Origin of the sequence: Pseudomonas sp. S35 (assembly GCF_009866765.1) — a bacterium.
Lineage (GTDB): Bacteria > Pseudomonadota > Gammaproteobacteria > Pseudomonadales > Pseudomonadaceae > Aquipseudomonas.
The window spans coordinates 1,313,313-1,329,629 of the sequence record NZ_CP019431.1 but is presented as its reverse complement, the minus strand read 5'-3'; the positions used below and the strand labels follow the sequence as shown (position 1 = coordinate 1,329,629).

Below are 16,317 nucleotides of genomic sequence, written 5' to 3'. Positions count from 1 at the left end.
ACATGTGGATGTGCGGTGTATCGAAGAAATCGTGCAATTTGTTGCTAACTAAGCCCCCCCATTGAAACCACCGCTGCCCCGCCCCATCTAACCTGCATACTTCCTTATGCAGGTGCCCCATGAGCGACCAGCAAGAATTCCCCGATTACGACCTCAACGACTACGCCGACCCCGAAAACGCTGAATCCACCTCATCCAATACCGGCCTGGCCCTGCCTGGGCAAAACCTGCCGGACAAGGTGTATATCATCCCGATCCACAACCGGCCCTTCTTCCCGGCGCAAGTGCTGCCGGTGATCGTCAACGAAGAACCGTGGGCCGAGACCCTGGAGCTGGTGAGCAAATCCGACCACCACTCCCTCGCCCTGTTCTTCATGGACACGCCGCCGGAAGATCCGCGCCACTTCGACACCTCCGCGCTGCCGCTGTACGGCACGCTGGTGAAGGTGCACCACGCCAGCCGCGAGAACGGCAAGCTGCAATTCGTCGCCCAGGGCCTGACCCGCGTGCGCATCAAGACCTGGCTCAAGCACCACCGCCCGCCATACCTGGTGGAAGTCGAATACCCGCACCAGCCCACCGAGCCGACCGACGAGGTCAAGGCCTACGGCATGGCGCTGATCAATGCGATCAAGGAACTGCTGCCGCTCAACCCGCTGTACAGCGAAGAGTTGAAGAACTACCTCAACCGCTTCAGCCCCAACGACCCGTCGCCGCTCACCGATTTCGCCGCCGCGCTGACCTCCGCCACCGGTAACGAACTGCAGGAAGTGCTGGACTGCGTGCCCATGCTCAAGCGCATGGAAAAAGTCTTGCCGATGCTGCGCAAGGAAGTCGAAGTCGCGCGCCTGCAAAAAGAGCTCTCCGCCGAGGTGAACCGCAAGATCGGCGAACACCAGCGCGAGTTCTTCCTCAAGGAACAGCTCAAGGTGATCCAGCAGGAGCTGGGCCTGACCAAGGACGACCGCAGCGCAGACGTCGAACAGTTCGAGCAACGGCTGGAAGGCAAGGTATTGCCGGCCCAGGCGCAGAAACGTATCGATGAAGAACTGAACAAGCTGTCGATCCTGGAAACCGGCTCGCCGGAATACGCGGTCACACGCAACTACCTCGACTGGGCCACCTCGGTGCCGTGGGGCGTGTACGGCGAGGACAAACTCGACCTGAAACACGCGCGCAAGGTGCTGGATAAACACCATGCCGGCCTGGATGACATCAAGAGCCGCATCCTCGAGTTCCTCGCGGTGGGCGCCTATAAAGGCGAAGTCGCCGGCTCCATCGTACTGCTCGTCGGCCCGCCGGGCGTGGGCAAGACCAGCGTGGGCAAATCCATCGCTGAATCCCTGGGCCGGCCGTTCTACCGTTTCAGCGTCGGCGGCATGCGCGACGAGGCCGAGATCAAGGGCCATCGCCGCACGTACATCGGCGCCCTGCCCGGCAAGCTGGTGCAGGCGCTCAAGGATGTCGAGGTGATGAACCCGGTGATCATGCTCGACGAGATCGACAAGATGGGCCAAAGCTTCCAGGGCGACCCGGCCTCGGCGCTGCTGGAAACCCTGGACCCGGAGCAGAACGTCGAATTCCTCGACCATTACCTCGACCTGCGCCTGGACCTGTCCAAAGTGCTGTTCGTGTGCACCGCCAACACCTTGGACTCGATCCCAGGCCCGCTGCTGGACCGCATGGAAGTGATTCGCCTGTCGGGCTACATCACCGAAGAAAAAGTCGCCATCGCCAAACGCCACCTGTGGCCAAAACAGCTGGAAAAAGCCGGCGTGTCGAAAAACACCCTGACCATCAGCGACGGTGCCTTGCGGGCACTGATCGACGGCTACGCCCGCGAAGCCGGCGTGCGTCAGTTGGAGAAACAACTGGGCAAACTGGTACGCAAGGCGGTGGTCAAGTTGCTGGATGCACCGGACTCGGTGATCAAGATCGGCAACAAGGACCTGGAAAGCTCCCTCGGCATGCCGGTGTTCCGTAACGAGCAAGTGCTGTCCGGCACTGGCGTGATCACCGGCCTGGCGTGGACCAGCATGGGCGGCGCGACGTTGCCGATCGAAGCCACACGCATCCACACACTTAACCGCGGTTTCAAGCTCACCGGGCAGTTGGGTGAAGTGATGAAGGAGTCTGCCGAAATTGCCTACAGTTACATCAGCTCCAACCTGAAGTCGTTTGGCGGTGATCCGAAGTTCTTCGATGAAGCCTTCGTGCACTTGCACGTTCCCGAGGGTGCTACGCCGAAGGATGGCCCAAGTGCGGGCGTGACCATGGCCAGTGCGCTGCTGTCGCTGGCGCGTAACCAGGCGCCGAAAAAGGGCGTGGCCATGACTGGCGAGCTGACGTTGACCGGGCATGTGCTGCCGATTGGCGGCGTGCGCGAGAAGGTGATTGCGGCGCGGCGTCAGAAGATTCACGAGCTGATTCTGCCGGAGCCCAATCGCGGTAGCTTTGAAGAGTTGCCGGAGTATCTGAAGGAAGGTATGACGGTGCATTTTGCCAAGCGCTTTGCAGATGTGGCGAAGGTGCTGTTCTGACAAACTTCTAGCGTCTGTGAAGGCCTCTGTGGTGAGCGGGCTTGCCCCGCGCTGGGTGGCGAAGCCGCCCCTGAAAAACGCTGCGCGCTGTCAGACAAAACGTGGCGTTTGGTTTTGGGCCCGCTACGCAGCCCAGCGCGGGGCAAGCCCGCTCACCACAACAAGCAAGCTCACACTCACTTCTGTCATTTCCCACCTGTCACACCTTGGCTCATCTTCGGTTATGCTCGGCCTTCGTCGCCAAACAACGGAGCCCTCATGACCGCTGCCCGCCTGCTTCTCCCCTTGAGCCTTGCCCTGCTGGCCGCCTGCGCCAGTGCACCGAAGCAAAACATCACCGTGGACAACCAGAGCGCCTGCCCGCTCCAGCTTAAAAGCGGACAAAACCTGATCCTCAGCCTGCCGAGCAACCCCACCACCGGTTATCGCTGGGCCATCCAGGATTCCGCCGGCGGCGTGTTGCGGGCGCTGAGCCCTGAGGTGTACAGCAGCTCGGAGTCCGGTGTGATCGGCGGTGGCGGCCAATCCACCTGGCGCTTCCAGGCGTTTACCGCCGGCCAGGGGCGTCTGCGCCTGACCTCCCAGCAGCCTTGGGAGCCGGAAGCCGAACCGGCCGAGACGTTCGACTGCGCCATTACGGTGAACTGATATGCCGTGGCTGATTCTTGCGTTGATGGGCGCCGCCACGTTTATCTATGGTTTGAGCACCCACGCGATGTTGCTGTGCCTGCTGGTCAAGCCGCTGCCGGTGCTGGCGCTGCTGGGCTGGCTGCATGATGCACCGCCCAGCGACTATCGACGCTGGATCAGCCTGGGGCTGATTTTCTCGCTGGTGGGCGATGTGTTGCTCGCCTGGCCGGGCGACCTGTTTATCTTCGGTCTTGGTGCGTTTCTGTTTGCGCACCTGGCGTACCTCAAGGCCTACCTCAGCGACTGCCGTCGCTTGGCGCTGTTGCCGTTGGTACTCGCACTGGGCGTGGGCGCGATTCTGCTGAGCATCCTGATTGCCCACGGGCTCGGCGACTTGCTGATACCGGTGGTGGTTTACGCCTTGGTGATCAGCGCCATGCTCTGGCGGGCGCTGGCACGCTTGGGCAGCGACGTGCCGAAACGCTCGGCACTGTTGGCGGCGGCGGGCGCGTTGTCGTTTGTGTTTTCCGACACACTGATTGGTATCAATCGCTTCGTGGTGGCCTTCGAGGCGGCGCCGTATTTGTTGATCGCTACCTACTGGCTTGGCCAGTGGGGGATCACCGCATCAGCATTCACCCAGAAACAGCAGTGGTCTTGATAGCCTGGGGCGGCTGCGCAGCCCAGCGCGGGGCAAGCCCGCTCACTACAAATCAGACAACCCGCGCATCCGACGGCCAACTTGGCTAAAATGCTGGCCTTTCCCCTGTCGTCGCCGGAACAACCGTGAGCAAAGAACCCGATCGCCTATTCGCCCAGCCCCTGCCCCAGGTGCCGGACTTCGCCTTTAACGAGGACGTGGTGCGGGTGTTCCCGGACATGATCAAGCGCTCGGTGCCGGGTTACCCGACCATCGTCGAAAACCTCGGCGTACTCGCGGCGCAGTTTGCCCAACCCAACAGCGTGCTGTACGACCTGGGTTCATCCCTGGGCGCAGTGACTCAAGCCCTGCGCCGCCATGTGCGCACCGATGGCTGTCGCGTGATCGCTGTGGATAACTCGGCGGCCATGGTCGAGCGCTGCCGCGAATACCTCAATGGCCAGGACTCGATGTTCCAGGAGTTGCTGCCGGTCGAGGTGATCGACGGCGACATCCTTGCGTTGCAGTTCCAACCGGCCTCGGTGGTGGCGTTGAACTTCACCCTGCAATTTATCGCGCCCGACGAGCGGCTGGCCTTGCTGTCGCGTATTCGTCAGGCGCTGCTGCCGGGCGGTGCATTGATACTCTCGGAGAAGCTGCGCTTCAACGATGTTGAGGAACACGCGCTGCTTACCGAGCTGCACGTCGCATTCAAACGCGCCAACGGCTACAGCGAACTGGAAATCGCCCAGAAGCGCAGCGCCATCGAAAACGTCATGAAGCCCGACAGCCTCGAAGAACACCGCGAACGCCTGCTGGCGGCCGGGTTCTCGAAAGTCGTGCCGTGGTTCCAGTGTCTTAACTTTGCCTCGTTGATTGCCTTGCCATGATTGATTTGTCCCCCCTCGCCCGCCACTTGGTCGGCACTCCCCTGGCCGTGTGGGCCCAGGGCCTGCAAGCGCAGCTCGACAGCAAGATGGAGAAAGGTCACGGCGACCTGGAGCGCTGGCAAAGTGCGTTGGACGCGCTGCCGCAGATCCAGCCCAGCGACGTCGACTTGCTCAATGACCTGGTGCTGGACACCGACTGCGACGACGAAACCCGCACGCAGATGCGCACGGCGTTGATGGGCCTGAGCCCGTGGCGCAAAGGCCCGTTCCACCTGTTCGGCGTGCACGTGGACACCGAATGGCGCTCGGACTGGAAGTGGTCGCGCGTGGCGCCGCACCTGGACCTGAAAGGCAAACGCATTCTCGATGTCGGTTGCGGCAACGGTTACTACATGTGGCGCATGCTCGGCGCCGGTGCCGACAGCGTGATTGGCGTGGACCCGAACTGGTTGTTCTTCTGCCAGTTCCAGGCCGTGCAACGCTACCTGTGCGAACCCAAGGCCTGGCACCTGCCGTTCCCGTTTGAGGACTTGCCGGCGAACCTGGAAGGTTTCGACACGGTGTTTTCCATGGGCGTGTTCTACCACCGCCGCTCGCCCATTGAGCACCTGTTGGCATTGAAGGACACACTGGTAAAAGGCGGCGAACTGGTCCTGGAAACCCTGGTGGTGGAAGGCGATGAGCAGCAAGTGCTGATGCCGCAAGACCGCTACGCACAGATGCGCAACGTATGGTTCCTGCCGTCGGTGCCGGCGTTGATGCTGTGGCTGCGCCGCGCCGGGTTCAGCGATGTGCGCTGCGTGGATGTCAGCGTGACTACGGTGGAGGAACAGCGCGGGACGGAGTGGATGAAGTATCAGTCCCTCAGCGACTTCCTCGACCCCGAGGACCACAGCAAGACGATCGAAGGGCTGCCGGCGCCGATGCGGGCAGTGATCATCGCTAAAAAGTAACCGCTAATCTCCCTGAAAAAATGGAGATTAAAAATGTGGGAGGGGGCTTGCTCCTCCCACATTTGCTCATCAGTGTTCTTTAGAGCGGGGGCTTAGCCCGGCGGGCCTTGAAGAATTCGCTCAACACCGTGCCGCACTCTTCGGCCAGCACCCCACCTTCAAACAACACCCGATGGTTGAGAAACCCCTGGGTAAAAAACTGCCCCTGGCTCTGCACAATCCCCGCCTTGGGCTCCAGTGCGCCATACACCACCCGCGCCACCCGCGAATGCACGATCAAACCGGCGCACATGCTGCACGGCTCCAGCGTCACATACAGCGTGCTGCCCACCAGCCGATAGTTGCTGATCGCCTGGGCGGCGGCGCGGATGGCGACCATCTCGGCATGGGCACTGGGGTCGTTGCCGCTGATCGGGCAGTTGAAGCCTCGGCCGATAATTTCACCGTCTTGCACCAACACCGCGCCCACCGGCACTTCGCCCAGGGCGGCGCCTTGGGCGGCGAGGGCCAGGGCTTCGCGCATGAAGTCCTGGTCGCGGCTACGGTCGATGATCGCCACAGGGCGAATCTGGCGCATCACGCCACCTCGATGGCGGCCATCAGGCCGGTTTCCATATGGTCGATCACGTGGCAGTGGAACATCCACACCCCCGGGTTATCCGCCACCAACGCGACGCGGGCGCGCTCGTTCTTGCCCAGCAGGTAGGTGTCGGTGAAATACGGGATCACCTTGTGGCGGTTCGAGCCGATCACCTTGAAACTCATGCCGTGCAGGTGGATCGGGTGTTGGTACTGGGTCATGTTCTTCAATTCGAAAATGTAGCTCTTGCCCAGTTCCAGCTTGGCGATCGGGCGGTCGGCGCAGGTCTTGTCGGTGATGTCCCAGGCCTGGCCGTTGATCTGCCAAAGGCTCGGCGGCTTGCCGTTCTCGACATTGACCGACACCGAGCCGACCCACTCGAAATTGAAGTTGAGTTTTTCTGCATTGGCCAGGTCCGGCTCGGCGACTGGGTTTGCCGGCAGCGCGGGCGGCCATTCGGTGGGCGCATCGGTAGTGGCCACTGAGCGGAAAGTGCCCAGGCGCACCGGGCCGTTACGGATCGACAGTTCTTCGCCCGCCGGCGGTGCCTTGATCGCCAGGCAGATGCGCATGCCCGGGCCCAACCAGTATTCCTTGCCCAACGGGCGCGGCTCGATGGGGTTGCCGTCCAGTGCATAGATCTGCGCTTCGACGCCGGGAATGTTGATGCGATAGGTCAGGGTGTTGTCGAGGTTGAGCAGGCGCACGCGGGTGATCTGCCCGGCAGGCAGGTCGATGACCGCCTGGGGCACACCGTTGATGGTCGACAGACGCCCCGCCGTGCCGCCACGGGCCGCTTCGCGGGGAATGCTGAATTCGACAAAGCCACCCTCTTCGTCGATGTGCCAGTTCTTCAAGCTCAGGGTGCGTTCGTATTTGAATCCGGTGGGTTCGCGCTCTTCCACGATCAGCGGTCCGACCAGGCCACGGCCCAACTCTTCGCTACTGCTCACATGGGGGTGATACCAGTAGCTGCCGGCGTCGGGCACGCGGAATTTGTAATCGAAGTACTCGCCGGGCAGCACCGGCAACTGCGAGACGTAGGGCACGCCGTCCATTTCCAGCGGCAGGCGGATGCCGTGCCAGTGGATGGTGGTGGCGACCGGCAGATGATTGATAAAACGCACCCGCAGCCATTCACCCTGGCGCACACGCAACTCGGTGCCCGGCGCCGAGGGGCCGAACGCCCAGGCCTGGGTCTTGTGGCCCGGTACCAGTTCCACGTCCAAGGGCGCGGCGATCAGTTCGTAATCGTGCCCCGCTTCGGACTCGGCGACTTTCCCCAGCCAGTAGCGGTAGGCGCCACCGGCACCGACGCCCACTACGGCCAGGCCTGCAAGACCACCCAGGATTTGTCGACGGGAAAAGGATCGGGACACAACAACCTCACGTATCTGCCGCAGGCACACGGCCTGCAAAGGGCAGATACGATACACCTGCATCGGCTAAACAGTAAGGCTTCGCATGTGGGAGGGGGCTTGCCCCCGATAGCAGTGTGTCAGCCACCACCTTTATGGCTGATACACCGCTATCGGGGGCTAGCCCCCTCCCACATTGGATTTTCAGTGTTTTTTAGGGCTTGGCGGCGGCCAGGATCAGGGCCTTCATCTCGGCCACTGCGCCTTTGAAACCGACGAACAGCGCGTGAGCCACCAGCGCATGGCCGATGTTCAGCTCGTTGATGCCTTTGATCGCGGCCACGGCTTCGACGTTGTGGTAGTGCAGGCCATGACCGGCGTTGACGATCAGGCCTTCATTAAGCCCGCAGTTCACGCCGTCGATGATGCGTTGCAGTTCATCGGCCACTTCGGTCGGCGTGGTGGCATCGGCGTAACGGCCGGTGTGCAGTTCGATGGCCGGTGCGCCGACACGGCGCGAGGCTTCGATCTGGCGCTCGTCGGCGTCGATGAACAACGACACTTCGCTGCCGATCTTCGACAGGCGCTCCACCGCAGCCTTGATCCGCGCTTCCTGGCCAGCCACGTCGAGGCCGCCTTCGGTGGTCAATTCCTGACGGGTTTCCGGCACCAGGCAGATATGCGCCGGGCGGATACGCTCGGCAAACAGCATCATTTCTTCGGTGACGCCCATTTCGAAGTTCATGCGGGTTTGCAGCACATCCTTGAGCAACAGCACGTCGCGTTCCTGGATGTGACGGCGGTCTTCGCGCAGGTGCACGGTGATGCCGTCGGCGCCTGCTTCTTCGGCGTCCAGCGCGGCCTTGACCGGGTCAGGGTAACGGGTGCCCCGGGCCTGGCGCAGGGTGGCGACGTGGTCGATGTTGACGCCGAGAAGAATGCGATTGCTGGTGGTCACGGAAGCGCTCCTGAAAAGGGGAAAGAAACGCTGCACAGCATACACGGGGATGTCAGGGCTTTCGAAACAACTCGCGACTGACCAGTGGCCGTCCGCCCAAGTGCACAGCCAGTGCCTGGCGCATCAGGCGCTTGGCAGCGGACAAGGCGCCCGGCGCCGTCCAATCCGCTTCACTCATGGCCAACAGCTCGGTGCCCTGGAACAGGCCCGGCTGCAGCAGGTAGACACGCTCAAGGCCGGCGTCCACTTGCAGGCGGTACATGCCGTCGGCGGCGATGGGCTCGCCGTGCAGGTCGTTGCTCAATTCGAAGCCGTAGCCCAGGTCGTCCAGCAGGCGCCATTCGAACGCTCGCAACAGTGGCTCCAAGGGGCGCCCTTCGGCCAGGGCCAACAGCGTGGCGGCGTAATGATCGAAGACCGCCGGGTGCGGGTCTTCGGCGGGCAACAGGCGGATCAGCAGCTCATTTAGGTAGAGGCCGCTGAACAGTGCATCGCCATTGAGCCAGGCTGAAGTGCCGACGCTTTCCAGGCGGCCGACGTTCTTCAGCTCGCCCTTGCCACGAAACTCCACGTCCAACGCCACGAAGGGCCGCGCCAACGTACCCGCCTTGCCCCGTGCGCTACGCAACACCGCGCGCAGGCGACCTTGAGGCGTGAGGAAGTCCACCAGGGCGCTCGTCTCGCGGTAGGCGCGGCTGTGCAGGACGTAGGCGAGTTGGCTGGGGGGTTGGGATTGGGACATGGGGTCTCTATCTTGAAAACAACACAAACCTAATGTGGGAGGGGGCTTGCCCCCGATGGCGGTGGTTCAGTCACTTAGTTATTAACTGACCCACCGCCATCGGGGGCACGCCCCCTCCCACATTTTTGTCCTGCGGTGTCCTTACAGGTCGCCGTAGCCCAGGGAGCGCAGTGCACGCTCATCATCGGACCAGCCGCCCTTAACCTTCACCCACAGGTTGAGCATGATCTTGGAGTCGAACAGCAATTCCATGTCCTTGCGCGCCTCGGTGCCGATGCGCTTGATGCGCTCGCCCTTGTCGCCAATGATGATTTTCTTCTGGCCGTCACGTTCGACGAGGATCAGCGCATGGATGTGCAGGGTCTTGCCCTGCTGCTTGAACTCTTCGATTTCGACGGTGATCTGGTACGGCAGCTCGGCGCCCATCTGGCGCATGATTTTCTCGCGGACCAGTTCGGCGGCGAGGAAGCGGCTGCTGCGGTCGGTGATCTGGTCTTCCGGGAAGAAGTGCTCGTTCTCCGGCAGGTAGCCAGCGATCACGCGCTCCAGGGCTTCGAGGTTGTGACCGTGCTGGGCCGAGATCGGCATGATCTGGGCGTTCGGCAGTTGTTCCTGCAACCAGGTCAGGTGCGGCATCAACTCGGCTTTGTCCTCGATGCGGTCGGTCTTGTTCAGCGCGACGATCAACGGGCCGGTGACGTATTGCACACGCTCAAGCACCATCTGGTCTTCGTCGGTCCACTTGGTGCGGTCGACGACGAAGATCACCACGTCGACATCTTTCAACGCCGCCGAAGCGGTCTTGTTCATGTAGCGGTTCAGGGCTTTCTCGCCGCCCTTGTGCATGCCTGGGGTGTCGACGTAGACCGCTTGCACGCTGCCTTCGGTCTTGATGCCCAGCATGTTGTGGCGAGTGGTCTGCGGCTTGCGCGAGGTGATCGCGAGCTTCTGGCCGAGGATGTGGTTCAGCAACGTGGACTTGCCCACGTTCGGGCGGCCAACGATGGCAACATAGCCACAGCGTGTTGCGGTTGAATCAGTCATGGCCATTCTCCACGCCCAGGGCAATCAGTGCTGCTGCGGCCGCTACCTGTTCGGCAATGCGACGGCTCACACCCTGACCTCGGCTTTTTTCGTTCAGTAAGGTGATTTCACATTCCACGAAGAATACGCGGCAATGGGGCTCACCCTGGATATCCACCACTTCATAGCGTGGCAGTTCGCAACCACGGGACTGCAGGTATTCCTGCAGGCGGGTCTTGGGATCTTTGTTGGTGTCGACCAGCGTGAGGCTTTCGATCTCCGAAGCCAGCCAGGCGACCACGCGCTCCTTGGCCGTTTCCATCCCGGCATCGAGGTAGATCGCACCGATCAAGGCCTCGAGGGCATCGGCCAGGATCGATTCGCGACGAAAGCCACCGCTTTTCAATTCACCGGAACCCAGGCGCAGGTACTCGCCCAAGCCGAAACCACGGGCCAGCACGGCCAGGGTCTCGCCTTTTACCAGGCGGGCGCGCAAGCGCGACAGCTGGCCTTCACGCGCTTGCGGGAAGCGCTCGAACAGCGCCTCACCGGCGGCGAAATTGAGGATGGCATCACCGAGGAATTCCAGGCGCTCGTTATTGCGCCCTGCAAAGCTGCGATGTGTGAGGGCAAGGACCATCAATTCCTGGTCCTTGAAGGTGTAGCCGAGCTGGCGCTCTAAACGACTTAGCGAAACGGTCACGGTTTATCCATACCTAGTTGCTGCATATCTAGTGGGTGGCACCGGCGGCCATCGACGATTGACGCAGTGTTCAAATTCAAATCCTGATGGTTACAGCCTGGCGCCGGAATTGTCCTAGCCCCAGAAAAGCAGTCGGCGCTGTGTTCACAGCGCCGCTTGTATTACTTGATCAGCCCGACCCGCGAGAAGTTCGGCAGGTGGCTGAGCTTGGGTTCCGGCCAGCTCATCCAGACCGCGAAGGCCTTGCCGACGATATTCTGGTCGGGAACCATGCCCAGCAACTCCTTGGGAATGTTGGGATCATCCCAGTAGCGGCTGTCATTGGAGTTGTCACGGTTGTCGCCCATCATGAAATAGTGCCCGGCCGGCACTTTCCACTCGCCATCAGGCATCGCGCGGTAGCGGCTCATTTCCTTGCGGATTTCGTGCTCTACCGCACCGAGTTTCTCTTGGTACAGCTCGGCGCTGCCCAGGCTGTTCGGCTCGGAGCCAAGCAGTTTCTCGGCCACCGATTCGCCGTTGATGAACAGGCGCTTGTCGCTGGTGTAGCGAATCACATCGCCCGGCAGGCCGACCACACGCTTGATGTAGTTGACGTTCGGGTCGCTTGGGTAGCGGAACACCATCACATCGCCGCGCTGCGGATCACCGACTTCGATGACCTTCTTGTCGATCACCGGCAGGCGAATCCCGTAGGAAAACTTGTTCACCAGGATGAAGTCGCCGACGTCCAGGGTAGGTTTCATCGAGCCCGAAGGGATCTGAAACGGCTCCACCAGGAACGAACGCAGCACCAGCACGATGAACAACACCGGGAAGAACGACTTGCCGTATTCAACCAGCAACGGCTCTTTGTTCAGCTTCTCGATCACCACGCCATCGGGCTGGCTGACGCTGCCCTGATAGGACGCGATAGCCGCCCGCCGACGCGGGGCGAAGAACACCAGATCGAGCAACGCCAGGAGACCGCAAACGGCAACGGCGATGACCAGCAACAGCGGGAAATTTAGCGACATAGGACCTAACTATCCAACCTGAGCACCGCAAGGAAGGCTTCTTGTGGAATTTCCACGTTGCCCACTTGCTTCATGCGTTTTTTACCGGCCTTTTGCTTCTCAAGCAGCTTGCGCTTACGGCTTACGTCACCGCCGTAGCATTTGGCCAGTACGTTCTTTCTGAGAGCCTTGACGGAGGTCCGTGCAATGATCTGCCCGCCAATGGCGGCCTGGATCGCGACGTCGAACATCTGGCGCGGAATCAGTTCTTTCATCTTCTCGGTCAACTGGCGACCTTTGTAGTGCGCATTGTCCTTGTGCACGATGAGTGCCAGGGCATCGACCTTGTCGCCGTTGATCAACACATCCAGTTTCACCAGATTAGCCGATTGGTAACGGTCGAAATGGTAATCCAGCGAAGCATAGCCGCGACTGGTGGATTTGAGACGGTCGAAGAAGTCCAGGACCACTTCGTTCATCGGCAAATCGTAGGTCACTTGCACCTGGGTACCGAGGAACAGCATGTCGTGCTGTACGCCACGCTTTTCGATACACAGGGTAATGACGTTGCCCAGGTGTTCCTGCGGCACCAGGATATTGGCGCGCACGATCGGCTCGCGCATGTCTTCGATGGAAGACAGGTCTGGGAGCTTGGACGGGTTGTCGACGTAAATCGTTTCACCGGTTTTGAGCAGCAGCTCAAAAATAACCGTTGGCGCGGTGGTGATCAGGTCCAGGTCGTATTCGCGCTCAAGGCGCTCCTGGATGATCTCCATGTGCAGCATGCCGAGGAACCCGCAGCGGAAGCCGAAGCCCAGGGCGTCGGAGCTTTCCGGGGTGTACTGCAACGACGAGTCGTTGAGGGTGAGCTTCTGCAGGGCTTCGCGGAAGTCTTCGAAGTCGTCGGAGCTGACCGGGAACAGGCCGGCGTAAACCTGCGGCTGGATGCGTTTGAAGCCCGGCAGCACGTCGACGTCGGGGGTGGAGCTCAAGGTCAGGGTGTCACCGACCGGCGCACCGTGAATGTCCTTGATACCGGCGATGATGAAACCTACTTCACCGGCTTTCAGATCAGTGGTCGCGGTGTGCTTGGGGTTGAAGACACCGACGCTGTCCACCAGGTGGATCTTGCCGGTGGACTTGACCAGGATCTTGTCGCCCTTCTTCACACGGCCGTGGCGCACGCGTACCAGGGAGACAACGCCCAGGTAGTTGTCGAACCAGGAGTCGATGATCAACGCTTGCAGCGGATCTTCGTAGTTGCCGGTCGGCGCGGGAATGGTCTTGACCAGGCGTTCGAGCACTTCGTCGACGCCCAGGCCGGTCTTGGCGCTGCACTCGACGGCGTCGGTGGCGTCAATGCCGATGATTTTTTCGATTTCTTCTTTTACGCGGTCCGGATCGGCCTGTGGCAGGTCGATCTTGTTCAGCACCGGCATGACTTCCAGGCCTTGCTCGATGGCGGTGTAGCAGTTGGCCACGGACTGGGCTTCAACGCCCTGACCCGCGTCCACCACCAGCAGCGCGCCTTCGCAGGCCGCCAGGGAACGGCTGACTTCGTAGGTGAAATCGACGTGGCCCGGGGTGTCAATGAAGTTCAGCTGGTACTTGATACCGTCTTTGGCGGTGTAGTACAGGGTAACGCTGTGGGCCTTGATGGTGATCCCGCGCTCGCGTTCGAGGTCCATGGAGTCCAGTACCTGGGCTTCCATTTCACGCTCGGCAAGGCCGCCGCACATCTGGATGAATCGATCGGCCAGCGTCGACTTACCATGGTCAATGTGGGCGATGATGGAGAAATTGCGGATATGACTCAAATCACTCACGGATCAACACTCAAAAAGGCTGCAGGCAGATTGCCCGCTGAAAAATAGCCGGGAATTGTACCTGAAGCTTCGGCCAGACGTCATCTTTGCTGACCAGAACAAAAATGCCCCGCTCATTCGAGCGGGGCATTTTTTGTGCATAAGCCCGGTATCAGCCGGCTCGACGCAACAGCCATAACCCGGCCACGGCGCAGATAGTGGTCGGCACCAGCACGGCAAACAACGGCGAGAAACCGAACACCAGGCTGGAAGGGCCAAGCAGGTCCTGGGCAATACGGAAGGTGAAGCCCACCAGCACACCGGTAAATACCCGCTGGCCCAGGGTCACGGAGCGCAACGGACCGAAGATGAACGAAATGGCCATCAGCACCAGCGCAGCCGTCACCACCGGTTGCAGCACCTTGACCCAGAACGCCAACCAGTAGCGTCCGTTGTTCAGGCCCTGATCCTTGAGGTAGTGGATATAGCCCCACAACCCGGAGATCGGCAGGCTTTCGGGGATCATCACCACGGTATTGAGCAATTGCGGCTTGAGGGCGATGTCCCACTCTTCACTCGGCACATTGATCACTTCGGTACTGGCCTTGGTGCCTTGGCCGACATTGCGAAAGTGCGTGGTAGTGATATCAGTCAGTTGCCACTTTTCGCCGCTGTACTGCGCACGTTTGGCGAAGCTGGACGACAGCATGTGACGTTCTTTATCGAAGGTGTAGCGCGTCACACCGATCAACAGGCCGCCCGGTTGCACGGCGTTGATGTGGATGAATTCATCGCCCTGGCGGTGCCACAGGCCATGCTTGGAGCTTTGCGCGTCGCCCGACCCCTGGGCCAGGGCACGATTGGCCTGGGCCGTGGTTTCGGCCGGCGGCGCGACATATTCACCGATCAGCACGCTGCACAGCATCAGCAGCAGCATTGGCTTCATCACCGCCCAGACGATACGACCGATGGACACGCCCGCGGCACGCATGATGGTCAGTTCGCTGTTGCTGGCCAGGCTACCCAGGCCGATCAGGCAGCCGATCAGCGCAGCCATCGGCATCATGTCGTAGAGACGGCGCGGGGCCGTGAGCGCCACGTAGCTCATGACGTCCCACACGGTGTAGGTGTCGCTGACGTTGCCCACTTCATCGATGAAGGCGAACAGCGAAGCCAAACCAAGGATGATGCCCAGGACCGCCAGGATGGCGATCAGGACGCTGCTACCAATGTAGCGATCGAGCTTAGCCACGAGCCAACTCCTTCTGGCCACGACGGCTCATCATTTTCAAACGGATAGGTTCCCAGTAGAGCAGGCCCAGGCCGATCACCAGGAAGATCCCGTGTACCCACCACAGGCCCAGGGTCGGCGACAGCTTGCCTTTCTCCAGGGAACCGCGGGCGGAAATCAGGATGGTGAGGTAGGCCATGTACAGCAGGATCGCCGGCAGCAGCTTGAGAAAGCGCCCCTGGCGCGGGTTGACGCGCGACAACGGCACAGCCATCAGCGTCACGATAAACACCAAGAGCGGCAGGGAAATACGCCATTGCAGCTCGGCGATGGAGCGTAGCTCCTTGCTGCCGAACAGCTCTTGCGTGGGGATCGCATCGCGGTCGGTGACTTCGCCGCTGACGTCCGGGCGGGCGAGCAACACGCCATAGGTGTCGTACTTGATGGCACGGTAATCGGCCTGGCCAGGGCTGCCGTCATAGCGGTAGCCATTTTCCAGGATCAAGTAGCGGCTGCCGTCCGGACGCACTTCCTGGCGCCCGGAATCGGCAACCAGCACGGAAATGCCACGGTCTTTCTTGTCTTGGCCCAGACGCTTCTCGGAGATGAACACCCCGCCCAGGTTGGCACGGTCCTCGGTGAGGGTTTCGGTGTAGGTCACCCGGGTACCGTCATTGAGTGCCTGGAAACGGCCGGGTTCGAGAGTGTCGAACTCGGTCATCGCGTCCTGCTTGTTCAGTACCAACTGAAACTGCATGGCGCCCTGGGGCGCCAGGCTCAAGCTCAGCCAGGCAACGATCAGCGCAACGCCAGCCGCCGGGATCATCGTCATGCCCAACAGGCGCTGCTGGCTCATGCCGGTGGCCGAGAGCACGGTCATTTCGCTTTCAAGGTACAAGCGGCCATAGGCCAGCAGGATCCCGAGGAACAGGCCCAGCGGCAGGATCAATTGCAGGAAACCCGGCAGGCGAAAGCCCATGATCAGGAACAACGAACCCGGGTCCAGGGCGCCGGAGGCAGCCTGGGCCAGGTATTTGACGAAACGACCACTCATGATGATGACCAGCAATACCGCACTCACGGCACTCAGGGTCAACAGGACTTCGCGGGACAAATAACGGAAGACGATCAAACCAGACACTCCAGGGTTGTCAGGCTAAGGCGGCCAAACAAGCAAGCATACCGAGTCAGCCCGTTTACAAGGGCCGGCTAAAAAGATTGCGCATTATCCTGTGATTGACCGCGCCTGTCACTGCGCAACCTCATGCG

The 16,317-nt window shown here is 61.1% G+C and carries 15 protein-coding genes; 5 read left to right on the top strand and 10 right to left on the bottom strand.

The window, feature by feature from the left end; genetic code table 11:
• The first annotated feature begins 119 nt into the window (after positions 1 to 119).
• The 5 genes from lon (at position 120) to cmoB (ending at position 5,653) form a co-directional block, all read left to right on the top strand.
• The gene (gene lon, locus PspS35_RS05985) at positions 120 to 2,540 is read left to right on the top strand and encodes an endopeptidase La (RefSeq protein ID WP_159933153.1); all 2,421 of its coding nucleotides are present in this window, start codon (positions 120 to 122) and stop codon (positions 2,538 to 2,540) included.
• A gap of 258 nt (positions 2,541 to 2,798) precedes the next feature.
• Complete coding sequence (locus tag PspS35_RS05980) at positions 2,799 to 3,188, top strand: protease inhibitor I42 family protein (RefSeq protein WP_159933152.1); 390 nt, start codon at positions 2,799 to 2,801, stop codon at positions 3,186 to 3,188.
• Position 3,189: 1 nt separating this feature from the next.
• Positions 3,190 to 3,831 (top strand): lysoplasmalogenase, encoded by a 642-nt coding sequence (locus tag PspS35_RS05975; RefSeq protein ID WP_159933151.1) that lies wholly within the window; start codon positions 3,190 to 3,192, stop codon positions 3,829 to 3,831.
• 125 nt (positions 3,832 to 3,956) lie between these two features.
• Entirely contained in the window at positions 3,957 to 4,700 is a 744-nt protein-coding gene (gene cmoA, locus PspS35_RS05970) for a carboxy-S-adenosyl-L-methionine synthase CmoA (RefSeq protein WP_159933150.1), read from the top strand.
• Positions 4,697 to 5,653, top strand: a complete 957-nt coding sequence (gene cmoB, locus PspS35_RS05965) for a tRNA 5-methoxyuridine(34)/uridine 5-oxyacetic acid(34) synthase CmoB (protein ID WP_159933149.1) — start codon at positions 4,697 to 4,699, stop codon at positions 5,651 to 5,653. Before cmoA ends, cmoB begins: the two co-directional genes overlap by 4 nt.
• A 79-nt stretch (positions 5,654 to 5,732) precedes the next feature.
• On the opposite strand, the gene tadA is transcribed toward cmoB, so the two are convergent.
• The 10 genes from tadA to lptF all read right to left on the bottom strand — a co-directional run bounded on the left by tadA (position 5,733) and on the right by lptF (position 16,180).
• The gene (gene tadA / locus PspS35_RS05960; protein ID WP_159933148.1) at positions 5,733 to 6,230 is read right to left on the bottom strand and encodes a tRNA adenosine(34) deaminase TadA; all 498 of its coding nucleotides are present in this window, start codon (positions 6,228 to 6,230) and stop codon (positions 5,733 to 5,735) included.
• On the bottom strand, positions 6,230 to 7,612 hold the full coding sequence (locus PspS35_RS05955) for a multicopper oxidase family protein (protein ID WP_159933147.1): 1,383 nt from the start codon (positions 7,610 to 7,612) through the stop codon (positions 6,230 to 6,232). Before PspS35_RS05955 ends, tadA begins: the two co-directional genes overlap by 1 nt.
• Positions 7,613 to 7,805: 193 nt before the next feature.
• Complete coding sequence (gene pdxJ / locus PspS35_RS05950) at positions 7,806 to 8,549, bottom strand: pyridoxine 5'-phosphate synthase (RefSeq protein WP_122755642.1); 744 nt, start codon at positions 8,547 to 8,549, stop codon at positions 7,806 to 7,808.
• A 52-nt stretch (positions 8,550 to 8,601) separates the two neighbouring features.
• Positions 8,602 to 9,291, bottom strand: coding sequence for a DNA repair protein RecO (recO, locus tag PspS35_RS05945; RefSeq protein ID WP_159933146.1), 690 nt, complete (start codon positions 9,289 to 9,291; stop codon positions 8,602 to 8,604).
• Positions 9,292 to 9,432: 141 nt separating this feature from the next.
• Positions 9,433 to 10,335, bottom strand: a complete 903-nt coding sequence (era, locus tag PspS35_RS05940) for a GTPase Era (protein ID WP_003234112.1) — start codon at positions 10,333 to 10,335, stop codon at positions 9,433 to 9,435.
• Positions 10,328 to 11,017, bottom strand: a complete 690-nt coding sequence (gene rnc, locus PspS35_RS05935) for a ribonuclease III (RefSeq protein WP_003188856.1) — start codon at positions 11,015 to 11,017, stop codon at positions 10,328 to 10,330. Before rnc ends, era begins: the two co-directional genes overlap by 8 nt.
• A 161-nt stretch (positions 11,018 to 11,178) precedes the next feature.
• Positions 11,179 to 12,033, bottom strand: coding sequence for a signal peptidase I (gene lepB, locus PspS35_RS05930; RefSeq protein ID WP_159933145.1), 855 nt, complete (start codon positions 12,031 to 12,033; stop codon positions 11,179 to 11,181).
• Between the two features lie 5 nt (positions 12,034 to 12,038).
• On the bottom strand, positions 12,039 to 13,838 hold the full coding sequence (gene lepA, locus PspS35_RS05925) for a translation elongation factor 4 (RefSeq protein WP_032859966.1): 1,800 nt from the start codon (positions 13,836 to 13,838) through the stop codon (positions 12,039 to 12,041).
• A 151-nt stretch (positions 13,839 to 13,989) separates the two neighbouring features.
• Positions 13,990 to 15,069 (bottom strand): LPS export ABC transporter permease LptG, encoded by a 1,080-nt coding sequence (gene lptG / locus PspS35_RS05920; protein WP_159933144.1) that lies wholly within the window; start codon positions 15,067 to 15,069, stop codon positions 13,990 to 13,992.
• Complete coding sequence (gene lptF, locus PspS35_RS05915; protein WP_159933143.1) at positions 15,062 to 16,180, bottom strand: LPS export ABC transporter permease LptF; 1,119 nt, start codon at positions 16,178 to 16,180, stop codon at positions 15,062 to 15,064. Before lptF ends, lptG begins: the two co-directional genes overlap by 8 nt.
• Between the last annotated feature and the right edge of the window lie 137 nt (positions 16,181 to 16,317).